Below are 18,490 nucleotides of genomic sequence, written 5' to 3'. Positions count from 1 at the left end.
ATCATGAACAGGAAACGGGGCGACCGGCTGTTTAAATTTTAGACCGGGGAGGCGGCCGATCAGGCCCGGCCGCGGATCGGGCGGCGACGGCGCATCACGTGGGCGCCGGCGCCGAGCGCCGCCACCCCCACGAGGCTCGCGCCGATGGCGGTCTCGGTGGCGGACGGGCCGAAGGAGCCGCCGATACCGCCTTGTGCGCCGTTGCCCGGCAGGATGGTGAACCGGTGCGTGGCGACCAGACTGTTGTCGTGGCACTTGACCGACAGCGTGTGGTTGCCGGGCGAGGCGTGGTTGAAGATCCGGACGGTCGCGAACCCGATGGAGCCGGCCGACAGGTTCGTCTGGGGAAAGTTGCCGTTCGACCAGACCGTGCCGCCGTGGCCGCAGCCGGCCGCGCTGACCTGCATCGAGGAGCCCTGGTGCACGGAGTAGGGGTTGACCGTGACATTGCTGGGCCCGCCGTTTCCGCCCGATGGCGGACCCCCGACTGGGTTCGCGGCGGCGAACGGGACACTGAGGCCGATCGCGGCGCAGGCCGCCGCGGTCACTGTTAGAGCGCGGAGAACACGCATGGTGGAACCTCCAGCGGGAAGCGCCCCGGAGCGGTGGCCCGGGAAGATCGACGAGAACGCCTCCCACGACGAACCCTCACGGCGTCTCGCAACCAGCGCATTTCCGCCTTTGGGCCGCCCGGTTGAGCGACACGCCGAGGAGCGGACGGGACTTCTGACGGATCCGCAGGTCACGACCTGTCAGGCATTTATGTGACGATTACCTGGATGGGCGCACCCCTTCCGGCCCCACCACCCGTTCGCCCTTCACCGATCGCCGTCCCGCGCGCGCACCCTTAGCGTGCGTGAAGTAGGGCGTACATGGGGTGGGGACAGGAACGCGGGTCGGGACCCCCGCGTCGGGAAGGGAGAGCCATGACCGAGGACGAGAGTGAGAGGCCATCGAGAAGGCGCTCCCCCTGGGGAGCCATCGCGCTGGTCATGCTCACCGGCCTCGCCATGATGCGGAACGGGGCCGATGTGGAGGACGGCCCGCCACAGCCGGCCGCCGCTGCGGCGGTGGCCGTACAGCCGGATCAGCAGGCGACGGAGCCGCCACCCGCACCACCGCAGGGCCTGGAGGTGCTGGAGCACTCGTCGGTGCAGCGCATCCGTATCCCGGCGATCAAGGTCGACGCACCGGTGATGACGGTCGGACTGGACGCGCAGGGCTACATCGACGCACCGCCGCCGCAGGATCCGAATCTGGCCGGCTGGTACCTCAACGGCATCTCGCCGGGCCAGTCGGGCTCGGCGGTGCTGGTGGGCCACGTGGACAACGCGCAGGGACCGGCGGTCTTCTACGGCTTGGGCTCGGTGCAGAAGGGCAACCACATCGAGGTGGAACGGTACGACGGACGCACGGCGGTGTTCGAGGTGTACGGCGTGGAGGTCTTCGCCAAGAACGCGTTCCCCGGAGCCCGGGTGTACGGGGACACCGGCCAGCCGGAACTCCGGGTGATCACGTGCGGCGGCGGCTATTCGAAGGCCAAGGGCTATGACGGCAACGTCGTCGTCTTCGCCCGGATGATGGCGACCCGCTGACCGGTGGCCGGGTCGCCCGGCCGCGGCGCCGCCGCGCCGGGGGTTCGCCCCTTCAGCGCGGCGGCAGCACCGGCAGCGTCATGCGGTAGCCCCGTGCGAGCAGTTGGGGCAGGTACGAGGAGAGCGCCTGGACGCTCTGCGAGCGGTTGCCGCCCGCGTCGTGGGACAGCACGACCACGCCGGGGGCCGCGCCCTTGAGGATGCGCGAGACGATCGCGGTCGTGCCCGGTTCCGTCCAGTCCAGGCTGTCCACGGTCCAGGCGAGCGGCTCCATGCCCAGCTCGGCCCCGATCTCGAACGCGGCCCGGTTCCACGCCCCGTACGGTGCCCGGAACCACTGCGGCGCCTCCCCCACGCTCTGCTGTACGACCTCGCTCGTGCGGCCGATCTCGGAGGCGAGGGCGGGCCGGCTGAGCTTGGGGATGAGCGGGTGCGTCCAGGTGTGGTTGCCGATGACGTGGCCCTCGGCGGTCATCCGGCGCAGCAGGTCCCGGTTCTCGTCTGCCATCTCCCCGCAGACGAAGAACATCGCTCGCACGCCGTAGCGGGCGAGGGTGTCGAGGATCCCGGGGGTGTAGCGGGGGTCGGGGCCGTCGTCGAAGGTGAGCACCATGTCACTCGCCGAGGCGGTGGTGGCGGGGAGTTCCAGGATCGGTCTGGTCCGTACGACGGGCTTCGCCGCGGGCGGCCGGGCGGGGGCGTCGGCGGTCATCGGCCGCAGCCGGTACGACTTCTCGGACAGTGCCCGGGCGCCCAGCCCGGGTGCGCCGGCGGCGGGTGCGCCCGCAGCGCCGGGGCCCGTCCCCGGCCCGGCGCCCGCTCCGATGCCCCGTCCGGCGGCCGGGCCGGGCGCGCCGCCCTCGTTGCCGGTGGTGATCAGACCGGCGGCGGCAGCGACTCCGAGGAAGACGGCGGAGCGCAGGAGCACGCGTCGCCCTACTGTCGGCTCGTCATTTTTCATTACTATTACGTATCAACGACATCGTCGAAGATGTCGAGAGGCGCGGACGCTCCCCCTCCCCCTCACCCGATCAGCCGCGCCGCACCAGGGGGAACGGAAGCGTCTCGCGGATCGTCAGACCCGTGAGGAACATGACCAGCCGGTCCACGCCGATGCCCAGTCCGCCGGTCGGCGGCATCGCGTACTCCAGCGCGTCCAGGAAGTCGTTGTCGAGTTCCATCGCCTCCGGGTCGCCGCCCGCCGCCAGCAGTGACTGGGCCGTGAGCCGGCGCCGCTGCTCGACGGGGTCGGTCAGCTCGGAGTAGGCGGTGCCCAGTTCGGTCCCGAAGGCCACCAGGTCCCAGCGCTCGGCGAGCCGCGGATCCTTGCGGTGCTGCCGGGTGAGCGGCGAGACGTCGGTCGGGAAGTCCTTGTAGAAGGTGGGCAGCTCGGTCTTCTCCTCCACCAGCCGCTCGTACATCTCCAGCACCACGTCGCCCCGCGTGTTCTCGGGGGTGTGCGGCACCTGCGCCCGGTCGCACAGCCGCCGCAGCACGTGTTCCCCGGTGTCCGCGTCGACTTCCTCGCCCAGCGCCTCGCTGATGGCCCCGTACATCGTCTTGACCGGCCACGCCCCGGAGATGTCGTGCACGACGAGCTTGCCGTCCGGGCCCGCCTTGTGGGCGACGGGCGAGCCGAAGGCGGCCGTGGCGGCGCCCTGGATCAGCTCGCGCGTGAGGTCGAGCATGACGTCGTAGTCGGCGAAGGCCTGGTAGGCCTCCAGCATCGTGAACTCGGGGTTGTGCTTGTAGGAGACGCCTTCGTTGCGGAAGGTGCGGCCCATCTCGAAGACCTTCTCCATGCCGCCCACGCACAGCCGCTTGAGGTACAGCTCGGGTGCGATGCGCAGGTACAGGTCGAGGTCGTAGGCGTTGATGTGGGTGCGGAACGGCCGGGCGTTGGCGCCGCCGTGGATCTGCTGGAGCATCGGGGTCTCGACCTCCAGGTAGCCGCGGTCCAGCAGCCCCTGGCGCAGTGCCTGCACCGCGCTGGAGCGGGCCCGTACGACATCGCGCGCCCCGGGGCTGGCGACCAGGTCGAGGTAGCGGCGCCGGACCCGGGCTTCCGGGTCGGCGAGACCCTTGCGCTTGTCGGGCAGCGGGCGCAGGCACTTGCCGGCGAGCTGCCAGGAGTCGACCACGACGGACAGCTCGCCGCTCTTGGCGGCGCCGACCTCGCCGCTCGCCACGACGTGGTCGCCGAAGTCGACCTGGGAGGTGAACAAGTCCAGTACGTCGGCCCCCGCCTCGTCCCGCGTGAACATCAGCTGTATGTCCCCGGACCAGTCGCGGAGCACGGCGAAGACCACGCCGCCGAGGTCGCGCACGACCATCACGCGCCCGGCGAGGGTGACCTGTTCGCCGGTCCGCGCGCCGGGCGGGTACCCGGGGTGGGCGGCCTTGAGCTGCGCGACCGTGTGGGTGCGCGGGCGGATGCCGACGGGGTACGGGTCGATGCCGCCGGCCCGGATCCGCTCCAGTTTGTCGTGCCGGACGCGGACCTGCTCGGGCAGCCGCTCGCCCCGGGCGGCCGCGCCCTCCTCTCCCACGAGTTCCAGGCCGAGCGAGTCGATGGAGGGCAGGCCCGCGGTGTTGGCGGGGGCGGTGAGGCCCCTGGGGTGGCCGTTGCCCCACAGCTTGCGCAGGCTGGGTACGGACACGAACCCCTCGGCGATGCCGGAGGCGAGGCTGACCCGGGCGAGCGAGCCGGCGTCCTGGTAGCAGAGGAACCGCGGGTACCACTCGGGGCCGTACTTGACGTTCGAGCGGTAGAGCGCCTCCAGCTGCCACCAGCGGGAGAAGAAGAGCAGCAGCTTGCGCCACAGCTTGAGGACGGGTCCGGCGCCGATCCGGCCGCCCTCCTCGAAGGCGGAGCGGAAGACGGCGAAGTTGAGGGAGATCCGGCGCACGCCCAGGCTCGGGGCGGCGGCGCAGAGCTGGGCGACCATGAACTCCATGACCCCGTTGGGGGCGGTGCGGTCGCGGCGCATCAGGTCGAGTGAGATGCCGTCCTTGCCCCAGGGCACGAAGGAGAGCAGCGCGATGAGCGCGCCCGTGTGATCGAAGGCCTCGACGAGCAGGCAGTCGCCGTCGGCGGGGTCCCCGAGCCGGTCCAGGGCCATGGAGAAGCCGCGCTCGGTCTCGGTGTCGCGCCAGGTGTCGGCCCGGTCGACGATGAGCCGCATCTCCTCCTCGGTGAGGGCGGAGTGGCGGCGGATCACGGTGGTGGCGCCGGTGCGCTGGACCCGGTTGACGGCCTGGCGGGTGACGCGCATGTCGCGGCCGTCGAGGTCGAAGTGGGCCACCTGCAGGATGGCCTCGTCGCCGAGCTGGAGTGCGCTGAGGCCCGAGCGGGCGTACGCGGTCGCGCCTTCCTCGGAGGCGCCCATGACGGCGGGCTGCCAGCCGTAGCGGCGGGCGACGGCGAGCCAGGCGTTGATGGCGGGGGTCCAGGCGGCGGGATCGCCGACGGGGTCTCCGCTGGCGAGGCAGACGCCGGCCTCGACACGGTAGGTGACGGCGCCCTTGCCGTTGGGCGCGAAGACGACGGCCTTGTCGCGCCGGGTGGCGAAGTAGCCGAGGGAGTCGCCCCGCCCGTAGGCGCCGAGGAGGGCGCGGATGCGGGGCTCCTCGTCCCCGTGCAGGGCGGCGGTGAGCCGCTGGGACCGGAACAGGGCGGACGCGGCGTTCAGCAGGGCGAGGGCGCCGAAGAGGCCGAGCAGGAAGTAGAGCGGGCGGGGCGGGCGGCCGTCGAACTGGCGGGCGGAGAAGAGGCCGCCGAAGACCTGCTTGGCGGCCCAGTCCAGCCACTGGCCCTTGGGGAGGGTGCCGGGGAAGAGCGCGACGAGTCCCCAGCCGACGAGCACGGCGGCGAGCAGGCCCAGCCCGAGCACCATCATGGCCCGCCACAGGGCGCCGGGGCGGGAGGCGGCGTAGAACTCCCTGCGGGCGGCGACCAGCAGCGCGAGGGCGGCGACGGCCAGCGCCATGGAGGGGATGCCGATCCAGTAGTCCCCCACGGCCATGGTCAGGACGTCGACGAGGACCAGCAGGGCCAGATAGGTGACGACGATCCACCAGGCGACCTTCTTGCGGGTGCCGAGGGCCGCGGCGAGCAGGAAGAGGAAGACGGCGTAGGCGAGGTTCGCGCTGACCGGTACGACGATCTCGTCGAGGAAGCGGACGATGTGCCTCAGCAGCCGCCGGAGCGTCGGGGAGAGCGACAGCAGGGCGCACAGCAGGCCGAGCGTTCCGAAGAACGCGCCGAAGGCGTCCGGCACCCGCTTCAGGAAGCGGTTCCGGGTCCCGCGCGTCTCCTCCACGGTGGCACTCATGGTTCGCACTGTAGGGAGGCCCGCGCCGCTCCGCGCGCCGAGCCGGATAGCCTCGGGAGGGTGACGGAGCAAGTGAACACGGGATTCGAACGCGGTACGGACGGCCCGAAGGTGATCCTCGCGGGGGTCGACGGGTCGCAGTCCTCGCTCCGCGCCGCGGCCTACGCGGCGGGACTGGCCCGGCGCCAGAACGCGCTGCTGGCGCTGGTGTACGTACAGCCGGTGATGCCGGCCGGGGCCTCGCTGGGCGCGCCGGTCGCCGACGCGACCGGGGAGATCGCCGAGGGGCTGGGGCGGAGATCCGGGACGCGGCCGAGCGCCTCAAGGGCGTCTACGACGTGCGCTGGCAGTTTCACACCTTCCGCGGCGACCCGTACGCCGGCCTGGTCAGCGCGGCGGAGGAGCTGACGGCGGACGCGGTGGTGGTCGGCGCCTCGGAGCAGGCCGGCCACCGCATCGTGGGGTCGGTGGCGGTCCGCCTGGTGAAGGCGGGCCGCTGGCCGGTCACGGTCGTTCCGTAGCGGATGCCCGCGGGACCGGCCGGCTGGCCGGCCGGCCGGGGCGTGCGCGCTACTTGGCCATGGTCAGCCCGTCCCTGGCCGCGCCGCGGCCGAGGACGGCCTCGCTGACGGTGTCCTGGGCCTCCTGGTAGTCGTCCCGGTCGGGGTCCTTGGCGAGGGCGGCGGGGAGGTGGACGATCCTCCCCGTGGACAGGTCCATCATCTGGGGCGTGAACTCGGCCTTGGTGACCTGCCAGCGCTGCCCGGCCGCGGCCGGCGGGGCGAAGGTGAAGCGGCCGATCGAGCCGTAGTTGCCGCGCATGTCCCGCGCGCCGGAGTAGTTGAACATCTCGCCCGCGACCTGGTCGCCCATGCCGTAGACGATCCACGTCCCGTTGACCTTCTCGTAGGCCTGCGGGATGTGCGCGTGGGTGCCCAGGATCATGTCGATGTCCGGGCGCCCGCCGGTCTGCGAGGCGGTCAGCGCCTTGCCGAGCGAGAGCTGTTTCCCGTCCGGCTCGGTCTGCCATTCCGTGCCCCAGTGGAGGCTGACCAGGACCACGTCCGCGCCCGCCTTCCGGGCGGCCCGGGCGTCGGCGACGATCTTCTCCTCCTCCATCAGGTTGACGGCCCACGGCTGGCCGTCCGGGAGCGGGTAGCCGTTGGTGTCGTAGGTGTAGGCGAGGTGCGCGACCTTGGCGGAGCCCGCCGTGTACATCGTGGGCGTGGCCGCCTCGGCCGCCGTGCGCGCGGAACCGGCGTGCTTGAGGCCGGTCTTGTCGAACTTGTCGAGGGTGCGCTTCAGGCCGTCGGCTCCGTCGTCCAGGGTGTGGTTCGAGGCGGTGGAGCAGCCGTCGTAGCCGGCGTCCTTCAGCGCGTCGGCGACCTCGGGCGGGGACTGGAAGGCCGGGTAGCCGGTGAAGGGCCCGCCGTCCTCGCCGTAGACGGTCTCCATGTGACAGATGGCCAGGTCCGCGGCCGAGACCATGGGTTTGACGCTCCGGAACATCGGCCTGAACTCGTGTCCGGAGCCCTCCGCGTCGGCTGACGCCCGCTTGATGATGGAGTCGTGCGGCAGTACGTCCCCGCTCGCGACCAGGGTGAATCCCCGGCCGGCGGGGGTGGCCGGGGCCCCGGCGGGGCTCGCGAGGCGGGGCGGCGCGGACTGTCCGCCCGCGGAACAGGCGGCGACCGCCGACAGCAGGAGGGCGGACAGCAGGGCGAGGGCGTGGCGGGTGCGCGGCGCGGGCGTGGTCGGCGGCGCGGGCGTGGTCGGCGGCGCGGTCGGCGTCGTGGTCATCTGTCCCGGCTCTCTTGCAGTAGGACTATCCGATCACCTGCAATCCATAGAACCAGAGGCCTCAAGTCAAGAGACGGCTCCGCCCCCGGCCGCAGCCTCACCCCATTGGCCGTTCGCCGCGCCGTTCGACCGTTCGTCGCCCCGCGCGGCCGCCCACCGGAAGACCCGGGGGCTTGGGCGCACCGCCGGGTTCTGAAGGTTCCCGGGCGGGCCCGGCGCAGGTCAGGGTGGATCCGTCGGACCCGGACGGCCCCCTGGAAGGAGCCCCTCGTGCCCCTCTCCCCCACCCTCGACCGCACGGACCCCGAGACGCTGGCCGAACTCCAGCGCGAGCACGGGCGAGCCCTGTTCGGTTTCCTGCTCGGCCTCACCGCCGGGGACGCGCAGCGCGCGGAGGACCTCGTACAGGAGACGCTGGTACGGGTCTGGCAGCACCCGGAGGTGCTGGCGAGCGGTCACGAGTCCCTGCGTCCCTGGCTGTTCACGGTGGCCCGGCGGCTCGCGATCGACGCCCGGCGGGCCCGGATGTCACGGCCGCTGGAGGTGGACCCGGAAGGGCTGGAGCAGGCGCCGGCCCCCGAGGACGCGGTGGCCGGCTCGGTGACGGCCATCGACGTACGGCGGGCGGTGGGGTGTCTGGGGCCGGAGCACCGGGAGGTGCTGATGCAGGTCTACTTCCAGGACCGCTCCGTGGCCGAGGCCGCCGCGGAGCTGGGTATTCCGGCAGGAACGGTCAAGTCCCGGACGTACTACGCCCTGCGCGCCCTCAAGAAGGGGCTGCAGGGGTACGGGTACGGGCTCGGCGCCTGAGAATCACGCAACCAGCGACCCGAACGCACCCGAATCGGACATGAAGCGCATCGAAATCAGCATCAGACCGTTCAAGTTGAGTAAACATCCCCCGCTCCGCGAGCCGCTCGGTGAAGGCTCTTGGCTGACGGCGGGAATGCTCGACGCGCGGGAGAAGGTGGAACGGTGCAGCCCGAGGGTATGAACGGCACCAGTGACGGCGGGCTCGCGGTGCCCATGGCATGGCTCTACGCGGAGTACATCGCCGACGAACTGCTGCGCACGGGCCGGCTGATCCCGGTCAGCACCCTGGAGTTCCGCGCCGGCCGCGACACGCTCGCGCTGACCATCTACCTCTCGGACGCGGCCGGCGAGCTCTCCGGGATCCGGGTGGTCTCCCAGCTCGACGAATGGCTCTCGCTGACGGCGTACGGTCACCCCTGGCGCGACTGGGTCCACACCCGTTTCCTGGCGCTGGGCGAGGAGGCCAGGGAGCGCGGCCGCGGCGAGGACCCCGACCTGGAACTGGCGCGGGCCGCGTGGCGCTGGCTGGACCGCACCGAACTGTTCGCCACCAACCTCGACCCGGGGCGCCACGGCCACCCCGACACCACGCCGGGACTGGACGAGAACGCCCGCGTCTGGACCCCCGCCTGGCAACTGGGGCTCCCCCTGGGGCACTTGGCGATGCACCTGTTCTGAGACGTCAGCGAACGTGCGCGCGGCGAGGCCCCGCCGGGGCCTCGGCCGGGTCGGTCACCAGGCCCGTGAAATCGGCTTCGTTGCGCTCGACCCGGGTCACGTACCAGCGCGCGATGAGCCACAGCACCGGGTACACCAGCAGGCCCAGCGCCACCCACACCAGCGGAACCGACGCGGTGTCCGGCAGCAGGAACACCAGCGGCAGGGTCCCGACCAGCAGCGCGAGGGCGGCCAGCGCGCCGAGCGCGGCGCGCAGTTGGCTGCGCATGAGGGCCCGCACGTAGGTCGCGCCGAGGGTGGTCTGCTCCGAGATCTCGGACCGGGCCGGCGCGTGCGCGGGGGGCCCGCGGCGGGCGCCGCGGGGTACCCCGGTGACGGTCTCCCGCCGGGGCGGCGGCTGCTGCTCCTCGGCCATGGTGCCGGAGTCTACGCAAGGGCCCGGCTATTTGAGGAGCCTGGAGAGCCGGCGGTCCGCGAGCGGTTTCCCGCCGGTCTGACAAGTGGGGCAGTACTGGAGCGAGGAGTCGGCGAAGGACACCGAGCGGACGGTGTCCCCGCACACCGGACACGGTTCGCTGGCCCTGCCGTGCACCCGCAGCCCGCTCTTCTTCTCGGCCTTGAGGTGGCCGGCCGCCACTCCGTGCGAGCGCTCGACGGCCTCCCGCAGGGTGTCCCGGACGGCCTCGTACAGGTGGGTGACCTGCCCCTCGTCGAAGGAGGCGGCCAGTTTGAAGGGCGAGACGCGGGCCTTGTGAAGGATTTCATCGCTGTACGCGTTGCCGATGCCGGCGATGACGCCCTGGTCGCGCAGGACGCCCTTGATCTGCCGCCGCTCCCCTGCGAGCAGCGCCGCGAAGGCCGCGCGGTCGAAGCCGGGGGCCAGCGGGTCCGGACCGAGGCGGGCGATCCCCGGGACCTCCTGCGGGTCGCGGACCACGTACACCGCGAGGCGCTTTTGGGTACCCGCCTCGGTGAGGTCGAATCCGCCGCCGCCCTCCAGCACGAGGCGCAGCGCGAGCGGCCCCTTGCCGGGGCGGGGCGGCTGCGCCGGCAGGGTCTCCTGCCAGCGCAGCCAGCCGGCCCGGGCCAGGTGGGTGACGAGGTACAGGTCGCCGATCGCCAGGGCCAGGAACTTGCCGTACCGGGCGGTGGACCGGGCCGGCTGTCCCTCCAGGGCGGTGAGCGGCGGAGCGTACGTCTTGAGAACGCTGACGGCCAGCGGGAGGACGCGCTCGACCACCCGCCCGGTGAGGTGCTCGTCGAGGAATTCCCTCAGGGCCTCGACCTCCGGCAGCTCGGGCATTCTCCTACCCCATCACGAACTCGCACCACACGCACTTGCCACTGCCCCGGGACTCCACTCCCCAGACGTCCGCCAGCCGGTCCACCAGCATCAGGCCCCGCCCCGACACCCCCGAATCGCCCGCCTCGCGCCGTCGGGGCAGGGCGCTGGAGCGGTCCTCCACCTCCACGCGGAGCCGCCGCTGCGCGCCCGGCAGGACGCGCAGGGTCACGATGGCCGGGCCGTCGGTGTGCATGAGGGCGTTCACGATCAGCTCGTCCGCGACCAGTTCGATCTCGTCGGCCCGCTCCCGCGCGCCCCACGCGCGGACCGCGGCCCCGATCATGTGGCGGGCCGCGACCAGGGCCTCGGGGTCGCCCGGGGCCACGTGCTGCTGGAGTCGGCCGCCGCCCCGCGGGGCGTCCTCCACGTGGCGGCGCAGCAGCAGGAGCGCCATGTCGTCGTCCCCGCCGCTGTCGTCCACGATCTCGCAGAGGCGGTCGGCGAGCCGCTGGAGGTCCTCCGGTCCACTGCGGATCAGGTCGGTCAGCAGCCGGATCCCGTCGTCCAGGTCGGCGCCGGGCTGTTCCACCAGGCCGTCCGTGCACAGCAGGAGCGTTTCTCCCTGGTCCATCTCCACCGTGGTCACGGGATACTCCAGGCGGCCGAACTCCGCCGAGAGGCCGAGCGGCATGCCGCCCTCCACCTGCACCCGCCGGCAGTCCCCGTCGCGGGCGCGCAGCAAGGGGTCGATGTGGCCCGCCCGGACGAGCTGGAGCACGCCCGTCGAGAGGTCTGCCTCCACGTAGGTGCAGGTCGCGAAGCGGTCGGTGTCCAGCTCGTGCAGGAAGACGGAGGCCCGCGCCATGACGGTGGCCGGCGAGTGCCCTTCGGCGGCGTACGCGCGCAGGACGATCCGCAGTTGTCCCATCACCGCCGCCGCGTGCGTGTCGTGGCCCTGGACGTCGCCGATGACGGCCCCGACCCGGCCGCCCGGCAGGGGGATGACGTCGTACCAGTCGCCGCCGATGTCCTGGCCCATCCGCGCCGAGCGGTAGCGTACGGCGATCTCGCCGCCCTGTACGGACGGGATCCGCCGGGGCAGCATCGCCTGCTGGAGGCCTTCCGCCAGGTCGTGCTCCTGCTCCAGGAGCATGGCCCGCTGGAGGCTCTGCGCGATGCTGCTGCCCAGCGCGACCAGCAGGTTGCGCTCCTCCTGGGTGAAGCCGTCCTTGTCCTGGTAGAGCAGCCCGATGGCGCCGATCGGGCGGGCCTGGGCGATCAGCGGCAGGTAGGCCGCCGCCGAGATGTCCATGGACGAGATCTTCGACCAGAGCTCGGGGTAGCCCGCCGCGAACTCCTCCGCGGAATCGAGGAAGCGCGGCTGGAGCGAGCGCACGACCTCGCTCATCGGGTACTCCTCGTCGATGCGCGTGTAGCGCGTGCCGGGGACGAAGCTGCCTTCGGGGCCTTCGGCGACGAGGTGGATCCGCCCGGCCTCGACCAGGCCCATCACCATGCCCATCGAGCCGAGCCGTTCCAGGCCGTGGGCGTCGCCGAGCGCGTCGATGACGTCCTGGACGGTACGGGCGTGCGCGAGCGCGGCGGTGGTGCTCTCGACCACCGAGGTCTGGCGGCGGCGCTCCTCGTCGAGGCCCATGCGCTCGGCCGAGTGGCTGAGTTCCTCGGTGGCGTCCCGGACGATGCCGATGATGCGGTACGGGCGGCCGTCGGCGCCGCGCATGACGCGGCCCTGGGTGTGGGTCCAGCGCAGCCGCCCGTCCTGGCAGCGGATGCGGAAGTACGCGCCGTAGCTGTCGACGCCGCTCTTGAGGGCGCTGGAGACGAGGGCGTCGAGCCGGGTCGCCTCCGCGGGCGGGACGCGGCCGCCGAGGGAGCCGGGCCGGCCGTCGTACTCCTCCGGGGCCGTGTCGAAGACGTCGAGGGCCGCCTCGTCCATGTGCATGAGCCCGGTGACCAGGTCCCAGTCGAAACTGCCCATGCGGTTCAGCGAGAGCGACCGGTCCGGGTGTGCGGGCCAGTCGTCCGGCAGCGATACGGTGGTCGGCACCGGTCCACCATGACACACGGGCCGGTCAGGCGCTCTCCAAGTACTGGCTGGTGTCCGAGGTGGGCGGCTGCTGCTGGTCCGGGACCCCGTACGGGCCGTTCGGATCGTAGGAGTCGTGCGGGTCGCTCGGCCGGGCCATCGGGCCGTCGGGCCCCAGCGGCACTCCCGACTCGTTGGGGAACTGGGGCGGCAGGTCCGAGGGGATGTCCGCCGGGACGTCCGGGGGCGGCTGCTGCGGCGGGGTGGGGACCCCCGGGACGCTGGGGGCGTTCGGCACCGGGGGCGTGTTCGGGGCCGACGGGACATCGGGGGTGTTCGGCATGTTCGGCGCGTCCGGCGCGTTCGGCGTGTTCGGAGCGTCCGGCATGTTCGGCGCGTCCGGCGCGATCTGCCTGTCCGGCGGGCAGTCGGCCCGCGCGGGTGCCGGAGCACGACTCCCGCCGGGCGGCGCGGTCCGCGCCAGGCTGTTGCTGTCCGGGGTCGGGCACGGGCCCTCCGGGGTGGTTCCGGGCGGGGCGGGGGGACCGCTCGGGATGCCGTCCGTAGGGTCGTACGGGGGTGGCACCCGGGGGGTGCGGTCCTGGGCGCCGTCGTCGCCGCTCTTGCGCTCGATCCAGGTGTTGTCGGCGACGTTGACGATGACCAGGTTGTTGATGACCTGGATGGTCGGTTCGATCACCACGACCTGGTTGGGGTGGTAGCCGCTCCACGTGTCCCCCTTCTGCACCGGGGAGCCCTTGGCGGCGCGCGGGGCGAGCAGCGGGTTCCCGCAGGCGCAGCGGACCCGGGGCATCCCGTGGCCGTCCACGAGGACGGCGGTTCCGGCCTGGAGGACGGACTGGAAGCTGTTCGCCCGTCCGCCGCTGAAGCCGTGGTTGGTGACGCGGGTGTCGGCGCGCAGCACCACCGGGGTCAGGCCGCGCAGGAAGTCCGGGATCTTCCCCTGCTCGACGTTGGAGGCCTCGGCGAAGGCCCGGGCCTTGGCGTCGTCGTCGGTGAGGGCGCGGACCTGCTGTTCCACGTCGCAGCTGCCGAGCCGGTGGGTTCCGCCGTAGAGGCCGGGGGTGGCCGCGTTGACGGTGCGGATGCCCTGGCCGGTCGCGTTGGGGAGCGGGGGCTGGACGGGGGCCGACTCGCGGGTGGCGGAGGAAGGGGTGAAGGGATCGGGGCCGGCCGCGGCCACGGGCTGGAGGTGGAGCTCCTGGGTTTCGGCGGCCGGGCCCTTGGTCTGCCCGTCGTCGCCGGTGGCGCCGCACGCCGCGGCGAACAGCCCGAGGGCGGTCAAGAGCGCTGCCCGGGCCGGTGCGTGACGGCGCGGCGCCTGACGAGGTGTCGGAGGTGTCGGTGCATGCACGTGAGATCTCCCTTTTCGCCCCGGTTGCTCCCTCCTGTCTGCCGCATCCGCGCGATCACCGCAACCTGAGCGCCGCCCGGGCGTCTTGAACATGTTCAAGGAACCCCGTAGGGTCACGACCGTGAGTTGAACGCGTTCAATGCGCTCATGCGGGAGGGGAGTCCACGGTGACGGTCTTGGTGAATCTGATCGTCACCCTGGGCATGCTCTACGTCGTCCCCGCCGGCCTGCGCCTGATCGATCCGGCCGGGCTGCGCCGGACGGCCCGGCTCTGGCCGCTGGCCGCCGCCCCCGGGGCACTGTGCCTCTGGCTGCCGCGCGGGTCCGCCGCCACCGCGCTCGCCGCACTCTACGCGGCGGCCACCCTGGCCCTCGCGGCGAGGGCCCCGGCCCGGCCGCTGCGGGCCCGGGCCACCGCGAGCCCGCTCGCCCCGCCCGAGGTCGCGGTGCTCACCGCGCTGGTCTCGCCGTCGGTGGCCGGGACCGCCCTGGTCGCCGAACGCGCCGGGTACCGGCTGTTCGGCTTCGACCTCGACATCCTGGCGCTGACCGTGCCGCACTTCCACTTCGCCGGGTTCACGGCCGCGCTGGTCGCCGGCCTGGTGTGCCGCAGCGCCGGGGCCCGGGCCGCGAGCGGGCTGTCGCGCTGGGCGGCGTACAGCGTCCCGGCGGGGACCCTGCTCGTGCTCCTCGGCTACTTCGTCGACGACTGGGCCGAGCTGGTGGGCGCGGTGGTGCTGACCGGGGGCATGTGGGCGGTGGCCCTGCTGACCTGGCGGGAGATCCGGCCCGGGGCCCGCGACCGTACGACGGGGGCGCTGCTGGCGACCTCGGCCGTGGTGCTGGTGGCCACCATGCTGCTCGCCCTGTGGTGGGCGCTCGGCGAGGCCACCGGGATCGTGCACCCGACCTTGACCTGGATGGCCGCGACCCACGGCCTCGGCAACTCGCTCGGATTCGCCCTGTGCTCGGTGCTGGCCTGGCGCCGCCTGGCCGCCGACCGAATGGAGACCCTGTCATGACCCGCCTCATCAACACCGGGCGCCACACCCCGGTAGGGACCGACTTCAACTACCCCGACCGCGGCGCGACCCGGCGGCGCCCGCTGCCCGCCGCCTACCACCACCTGCACCACCGGACCCGGATCGGATACGGCCGCGCCGTCTTCGAGGCCGCCGGGGCCGCGGTCCGCACCTTCGCGATGCACCGGGCCACGGGCGCGCTCGTGCGGGCCGACGGGGAGACCGCGCGGCCCGGCGTGCGGGTGGACATCGGGCTCGGTTTCGGAGCACTGCGGATCACCGTGCCGTGCCGGGTGCTGTGGACTCCGGACGAGCCCGGCCTGGCCGGCTTCGCCTACGGGACCCTCACCGGGCACCCCGAGGCCGGGGAGGAGTCCTTCCTCGTGCGGCTCGCCGCGGACGGCGCGGTCTGGTTCGAGGTCACCGCCTTCAGCCGCCCGGGCGTCTGGTACACCCGCCTGGCGGGCCCGGTCGTCCCCGTGCTGCAGAAGGGCTACGCCCGGTTGCTGGGCCGCGCCCTGCGCAAGCTGGCCACGGGCGCCTGACCGGCCCGATACTGGAGGCGATGGACTGGTTCACGGCGCCCGGATACTGGCTGGGCCGGCTGGTCTTCCAGCGGGCCTTGGCCGGTGTCTACCTCGTCGCCTTCGCCGGCGCCGCCCTGCAGTTCCGGGCACTGATCGGGGCGCACGGCATGCTGCCCGTGCCGCGCTACGTGCGGTACGCGCCCTTCCGTCACGCCCCGAGCCTGTTCCAACTCCACTACTCCGACCGTTTCTTCGCCGCCTGTGCCTGGACCGGGGCCGCCCTGGCGGCGGCCCTCGCGGCGGGGGCCGGGGACGCGGTGCCGCTGGCCGCGGCGATGGCGATGTGGGCCGTGCTGTGGCTGCTGTACCTGTCGATCGTGAACGTGGGGCAGACCTGGTACTCCTTCGGCTGGGAGTCGCTCCTGCTGGAGGCGGGCTTCCTCGCCGTCTTCCTCGGCAACGCGCTGACCGGGCCGCCGGTCCTGGTGCTGTGGCTGCTGCGCTGGGTGGTCTTCCGGGTGGAGTTCGGCGCGGGGCTGATCAAGATGCGCGGGGACGCCTGCTGGCGGGGGCTCACCTGCCTGTACTACCACCACGAGACCCAGCCGATGCCGGGGCCGCTGAGCTGGTTCTTCCACCATCTGCCGAAGCCGCTGCACCGGGTGGAGTGCGCGGCCAACCACGTGACGCAACTGCTCGTTCCGGTGCTGCTGTTCGCTCCGCAGCCGGTGGCCTCGTACGCGGCCGGGACCATCGTGGCGACGCAGTTGTGGCTGGTGCTGTCGGGCAATTTCGCCTGGCTGAACTGGCTGACGATCACGCTCGCCCTGTCGGCGGTCGACTTCACCGGGCTCGCCGGGCCGCCGCCGGCCGCGGCCTCCCGCCAGGCGCCGGTCTGGTTCGTGGTCCTCGTGTGCGCGGTGACCGCCCTGGTGCTGTTCCTGAGCCGGCACCCCGTGGCCAACATGGTCTCGCGCCGCCAGGTGATGAACCGCTCCTTCGACTCCCTCCACCTGGTCAACACCTACGGGGCGTTCGGCACGGTGGGCCGGATCCGCGAGGAGATCGTGGTGGAGGGCACCGCCGACCCGTGGCCGCGCGAGGACGGTGCGTGGCGCGAGTACGGCTTCAAGGGCAAACCGGGTCAGCCGCGCAGCATCCCGCGCCAGTTCGCCCCGTACCATCTACGCCTGGACTGGCTGATGTGGTTCGCGGCGCTGTCCCCCGGCTATGCGCGGGACTGGTTCGGGCCCTTCGTGGAGCGGCTGCTGGCGGGCGACCGGGACACGCTGCGGCTGATCCGCCACAATCCCTTCCCGGACGCCCCGCCCCTCTACATCAGGGCCCGGCTGTACCGCTACCGCTTCACCACCTGGCGGGAGCTGCGCGAGACGGGTGCGTGGTGGCACCGCAGGCTGGTGCGCGAGTACATGCCTGCGACCCGGCTCGCGCGGCCGACGCCGTCAGAGCGCGAGTAGCGCCGCCTCCTGCTGCGGGGACAGACCCGGCGCGGGCCGGTCGGGACGCTGCGGGGCCGTCCCGCCGAGCTCCTGGAGCCAGGCCCAGGTGTCGGCCACGGTCTCCTCCACGGGCCGGCACTTCAGGCCCGCGGCCAGGGCCCTGGTCACGTCGCCGCCGTACATGAAGTCGTGCATCTCGCCCTCGGGGAGCCAGAGCGGCAGCTCGGTCCACGGCGCCACACCGGCCTCCTCGATCCGGGCCGCGTCGATCCAGTGCAGCTCCGCACCGCTCGCGGTGACGGCCGAGCAGGCGTCGAGGAGCCCGCCCAGGGTGGCGTGCCCGACGGGGGAGGCCAGGTTGTACGCGCCGCCGAGCCCGGCTCCGGCGGCGTCCAGGGTCCAGCGCGCGAGGTCGCGTACGTCGATGTACTGGAGCGGCAGCTCGCGCGGCCCGGGGGCGGGCACACGGCCGCCGCGGGCGGTGCGGTTCAGCCACCACGGCAGCCGGCCGACGTTCTCGTACGGGCCGATGACGAGGCCGGCGCGGACCAGCAGGGCGCGGTCGCCGAAGGCGTCCAGGGCCGCGAGTTCGGCGCCCCGCTTGTCCTCGGCGTAGGCGACGGCGCCGGCGTCCGGGGAGCCCTCGACCAGCGGGCCGTCCTCGGCGAGTCCGGCCGGGGCGGGGTAGGTGTACACGGAGCGGCTGGATATGTACGCGTAGCGGCCGACGCGGTCGCGGAGCAGCCGGGCGCTGTCGCGCACGGCGGTGGGGGCGCCTCCCCAGGTGTCGACGACGAGGTCCCACCGTCCCTCGGCGAGGGCGTCCAGGCCGCCGGGCGCCACTCGGTCCCCGTGCAGGGCGGTGGCGCCGGGCGGGGGCGCGTGGTGGCCGCGGTGGAAGACGGTCACCTCCCAGCCCCGGTCCAGGGCGTCTTCGGTGATCGCGCGTCCGACGAATTCGGTGCCACCCAGCATCAGCAGTCTCATACGGGTGAGCCTGCCCGCCACGGCCGTACGGCGAAAGCCTTGATCGCCGACAGCGATGACGCTCACGGCGTAGGGGTGACGGGAACCAGCGAGCCCCCGCCGCCGTTCGGCGCGGGGGCTCGGTGTCGCGCGGCGACGGTCAGTCGATGCCGGGCAGGATGTGCGGCTCCGCGAGGTCGTCCTCGTAACCGGCGAGCCGGATCGGCGCGGACCGGGCCCAGACCTCCAGGTTGCCGAGCTTGTCGGGGTGGCTGCTCTTCTTCGGCCCCGTACGTTCCAGCAGCGCCTGGTCGGTCTTCGTCAGTTCTGGTGTCACCGCGCACTCCTTTTGTGTCGCGTAACCCGGGGGCGGACCGCTCCCGGGTAGGAATAAAAGGTTTCCGGACGCGGTGGCGCCGTGGTTTTCGATACGGAGTGTGGCCTTGGTGGGGCCGTCCGTGTCCCCCAGAGTACACATATGAGCGGACCCCCGCTCGATGGGCAGGCAAAATCCACTCCGCCCGCGAGTTTTCGCCGCGAGTTCAGGAAGTCGTGGGCCGGAGTGTCGCCAGGGGATGGTCTGCTCGG

Annotated in this window: 16 protein-coding genes and 1 pseudogene; 7 read left to right on the top strand and 10 right to left on the bottom strand. The window is 72.8% G+C overall.

What is annotated here, in order from left to right; genetic code table 11:
* Positions 1-59: 59 nt before the first annotated feature.
* Complete coding sequence (locus ACFWB8_RS19870) at positions 60-572, bottom strand: hypothetical protein (RefSeq protein ID WP_385228326.1); 513 nt, start codon at positions 570-572, stop codon at positions 60-62.
* Between the two features lie 354 nt (positions 573-926).
* Between ACFWB8_RS19870 and ACFWB8_RS19865 the strand changes: the two genes are divergently transcribed.
* A complete protein-coding gene (locus tag ACFWB8_RS19865) occupies positions 927-1,595 on the top strand; it encodes a class F sortase (RefSeq protein ID WP_385228323.1) in 669 nt (222 codons plus the stop codon).
* Positions 1,596-1,647: 52 nt separating this feature from the next.
* Here the strand turns inward: ACFWB8_RS19865 and ACFWB8_RS19860 are convergent, their stop codons facing one another.
* Both ACFWB8_RS19860 and lysX read right to left on the bottom strand, forming a co-directional pair.
* The gene (locus ACFWB8_RS19860) at positions 1,648-2,556 is read right to left on the bottom strand and encodes a polysaccharide deacetylase family protein (RefSeq protein WP_385228321.1); all 909 of its coding nucleotides are present in this window, start codon (positions 2,554-2,556) and stop codon (positions 1,648-1,650) included.
* Positions 2,557-2,626: 70 nt separating this feature from the next.
* The gene (lysX, locus tag ACFWB8_RS19855) at positions 2,627-5,929 is read right to left on the bottom strand and encodes a bifunctional lysylphosphatidylglycerol synthetase/lysine--tRNA ligase LysX (RefSeq protein ID WP_385228318.1); all 3,303 of its coding nucleotides are present in this window, start codon (positions 5,927-5,929) and stop codon (positions 2,627-2,629) included.
* A gap of 60 nt (positions 5,930-5,989) precedes the next feature.
* On the opposite strand from lysX, the pseudogene ACFWB8_RS19850 reads away from it, so the two are divergent.
* Positions 5,990-6,450, top strand: a pseudogene (locus ACFWB8_RS19850) (universal stress protein).
* Positions 6,451-6,499: 49 nt separating this feature from the next.
* Here ACFWB8_RS19850 and ACFWB8_RS19845 read toward each other — a convergent pair.
* Complete coding sequence (locus ACFWB8_RS19845) at positions 6,500-7,729, bottom strand: CapA family protein (RefSeq protein ID WP_385228315.1); 1,230 nt, start codon at positions 7,727-7,729, stop codon at positions 6,500-6,502.
* A gap of 270 nt (positions 7,730-7,999) precedes the next feature.
* Here ACFWB8_RS19845 and ACFWB8_RS19840 point away from each other — a divergent pair, with 270 nt between their 5' ends.
* Both ACFWB8_RS19840 and ACFWB8_RS19835 read left to right on the top strand, forming a co-directional pair.
* Complete coding sequence (locus ACFWB8_RS19840) at positions 8,000-8,539, top strand: sigma-70 family RNA polymerase sigma factor (protein WP_385228312.1); 540 nt, start codon at positions 8,000-8,002, stop codon at positions 8,537-8,539.
* A 180-nt stretch (positions 8,540-8,719) separates the two neighbouring features.
* Positions 8,720-9,220, top strand: coding sequence for a hypothetical protein (locus ACFWB8_RS19835; RefSeq protein ID WP_385228309.1), 501 nt, complete (start codon positions 8,720-8,722; stop codon positions 9,218-9,220).
* A 4-nt stretch (positions 9,221-9,224) separates the two neighbouring features.
* Here ACFWB8_RS19835 and ACFWB8_RS19830 read toward each other — a convergent pair whose 3' ends face one another.
* From ACFWB8_RS19830 to ACFWB8_RS19815, 4 genes are read right to left on the bottom strand one after another with little or no spacing between them, the layout of a single operon-like run.
* Positions 9,225-9,635, bottom strand: coding sequence for a hypothetical protein (locus ACFWB8_RS19830; RefSeq protein WP_385228306.1), 411 nt, complete (start codon positions 9,633-9,635; stop codon positions 9,225-9,227).
* Positions 9,636-9,662: 27 nt separating this feature from the next.
* The gene (locus ACFWB8_RS19825) at positions 9,663-10,523 is read right to left on the bottom strand and encodes an Fpg/Nei family DNA glycosylase (RefSeq protein WP_385228303.1); all 861 of its coding nucleotides are present in this window, start codon (positions 10,521-10,523) and stop codon (positions 9,663-9,665) included.
* Positions 10,524-10,527: 4 nt separating this feature from the next.
* Positions 10,528-12,591, bottom strand: a complete 2,064-nt coding sequence (locus ACFWB8_RS19820; protein ID WP_385228300.1) for a SpoIIE family protein phosphatase — start codon at positions 12,589-12,591, stop codon at positions 10,528-10,530.
* A gap of 7 nt (positions 12,592-12,598) precedes the next feature.
* Positions 12,599-13,858: a DUF6777 domain-containing protein gene (locus ACFWB8_RS19815; protein ID WP_385228297.1), complete on the bottom strand. Its 1,260-nt coding sequence runs from the start codon at positions 13,856-13,858 to the stop codon at positions 12,599-12,601.
* A gap of 236 nt (positions 13,859-14,094) precedes the next feature.
* Between ACFWB8_RS19815 and ACFWB8_RS19810 the strand changes: the two genes are divergently transcribed.
* Genes ACFWB8_RS19810 through ACFWB8_RS19800 form a run of 3 tightly spaced genes read left to right on the top strand, consistent with a single transcriptional unit; the run spans position 14,095 to position 16,954 of the window.
* On the top strand, positions 14,095-14,949 hold the full coding sequence (locus ACFWB8_RS19810; RefSeq protein ID WP_385228294.1) for a YndJ family protein: 855 nt from the start codon (positions 14,095-14,097) through the stop codon (positions 14,947-14,949).
* Positions 14,946-15,494: a DUF1990 family protein gene (locus ACFWB8_RS19805; protein WP_385228291.1), complete on the top strand. Its 549-nt coding sequence runs from the start codon at positions 14,946-14,948 to the stop codon at positions 15,492-15,494. Before ACFWB8_RS19810 ends, ACFWB8_RS19805 begins: the two co-directional genes overlap by 4 nt.
* A 20-nt stretch (positions 15,495-15,514) precedes the next feature.
* Complete coding sequence (locus ACFWB8_RS19800; RefSeq protein WP_385228288.1) at positions 15,515-16,954, top strand: lipase maturation factor family protein; 1,440 nt, start codon at positions 15,515-15,517, stop codon at positions 16,952-16,954.
* On the opposite strand, the gene ACFWB8_RS19795 is transcribed toward ACFWB8_RS19800, so the two are convergent.
* Complete coding sequence (locus ACFWB8_RS19795) at positions 16,940-17,923, bottom strand: NAD-dependent epimerase/dehydratase family protein (RefSeq protein WP_385228285.1); 984 nt, start codon at positions 17,921-17,923, stop codon at positions 16,940-16,942. The genes ACFWB8_RS19800 and ACFWB8_RS19795 overlap by 15 nt on opposite strands.
* A gap of 139 nt (positions 17,924-18,062) precedes the next feature.
* Positions 18,063-18,239, bottom strand: a complete 177-nt coding sequence (locus ACFWB8_RS19790) for a hypothetical protein (RefSeq protein ID WP_385228282.1) — start codon at positions 18,237-18,239, stop codon at positions 18,063-18,065.
* Positions 18,240-18,490: the final 251 nt, after the last annotated feature.

Origin of the sequence: Streptomyces sp. NPDC060031, assembly GCF_042736805.1 — a bacterium.
Classification (GTDB): Bacteria; Actinomycetota; Actinomycetes; order Streptomycetales; family Streptomycetaceae; genus Streptomyces.
Note: the sequence above shows the minus strand (reverse complement) of the source record. Positions and strands in the feature narration are given on the sequence as shown.

Excerpts from the sequence above, each read along its gene's own strand:
- ACFWB8_RS19870 (WP_385228326.1), bottom strand. The coding sequence starts at position 572 with ATGCGTGTTCTCCGCGCTCTAACAGTGACCGCGGCGGCCTGCGCCGCG.
- ACFWB8_RS19865 (WP_385228323.1), top strand. The coding sequence starts at position 927 with ATGACCGAGGACGAGAGTGAGAGGCCATCGAGAAGGCGCTCCCCCTGG.
- ACFWB8_RS19860 (WP_385228321.1), bottom strand. The coding sequence starts at position 2,556 with ATGAAAAATGACGAGCCGACAGTAGGGCGACGCGTGCTCCTGCGCTCC.
- lysX (WP_385228318.1), bottom strand. The coding sequence starts at position 5,929 with ATGAGTGCCACCGTGGAGGAGACGCGCGGGACCCGGAACCGCTTCCTG.
- ACFWB8_RS19845 (WP_385228315.1), bottom strand. The coding sequence starts at position 7,729 with ATGACCACGACGCCGACCGCGCCGCCGACCACGCCCGCGCCGCCGACC.
- ACFWB8_RS19835 (WP_385228309.1), top strand. The coding sequence starts at position 8,720 with ATGAACGGCACCAGTGACGGCGGGCTCGCGGTGCCCATGGCATGGCTC.
- ACFWB8_RS19830 (WP_385228306.1), bottom strand. The coding sequence starts at position 9,635 with ATGGCCGAGGAGCAGCAGCCGCCGCCCCGGCGGGAGACCGTCACCGGG.
- ACFWB8_RS19825 (WP_385228303.1), bottom strand. The coding sequence starts at position 10,523 with ATGCCCGAGCTGCCGGAGGTCGAGGCCCTGAGGGAATTCCTCGACGAG.
- ACFWB8_RS19805 (WP_385228291.1), top strand. The coding sequence starts at position 14,946 with ATGACCCGCCTCATCAACACCGGGCGCCACACCCCGGTAGGGACCGAC.
- ACFWB8_RS19800 (WP_385228288.1), top strand. The coding sequence starts at position 15,515 with ATGGACTGGTTCACGGCGCCCGGATACTGGCTGGGCCGGCTGGTCTTC.
- ACFWB8_RS19795 (WP_385228285.1), bottom strand. The coding sequence starts at position 17,923 with ATGAGACTGCTGATGCTGGGTGGCACCGAATTCGTCGGACGCGCGATC.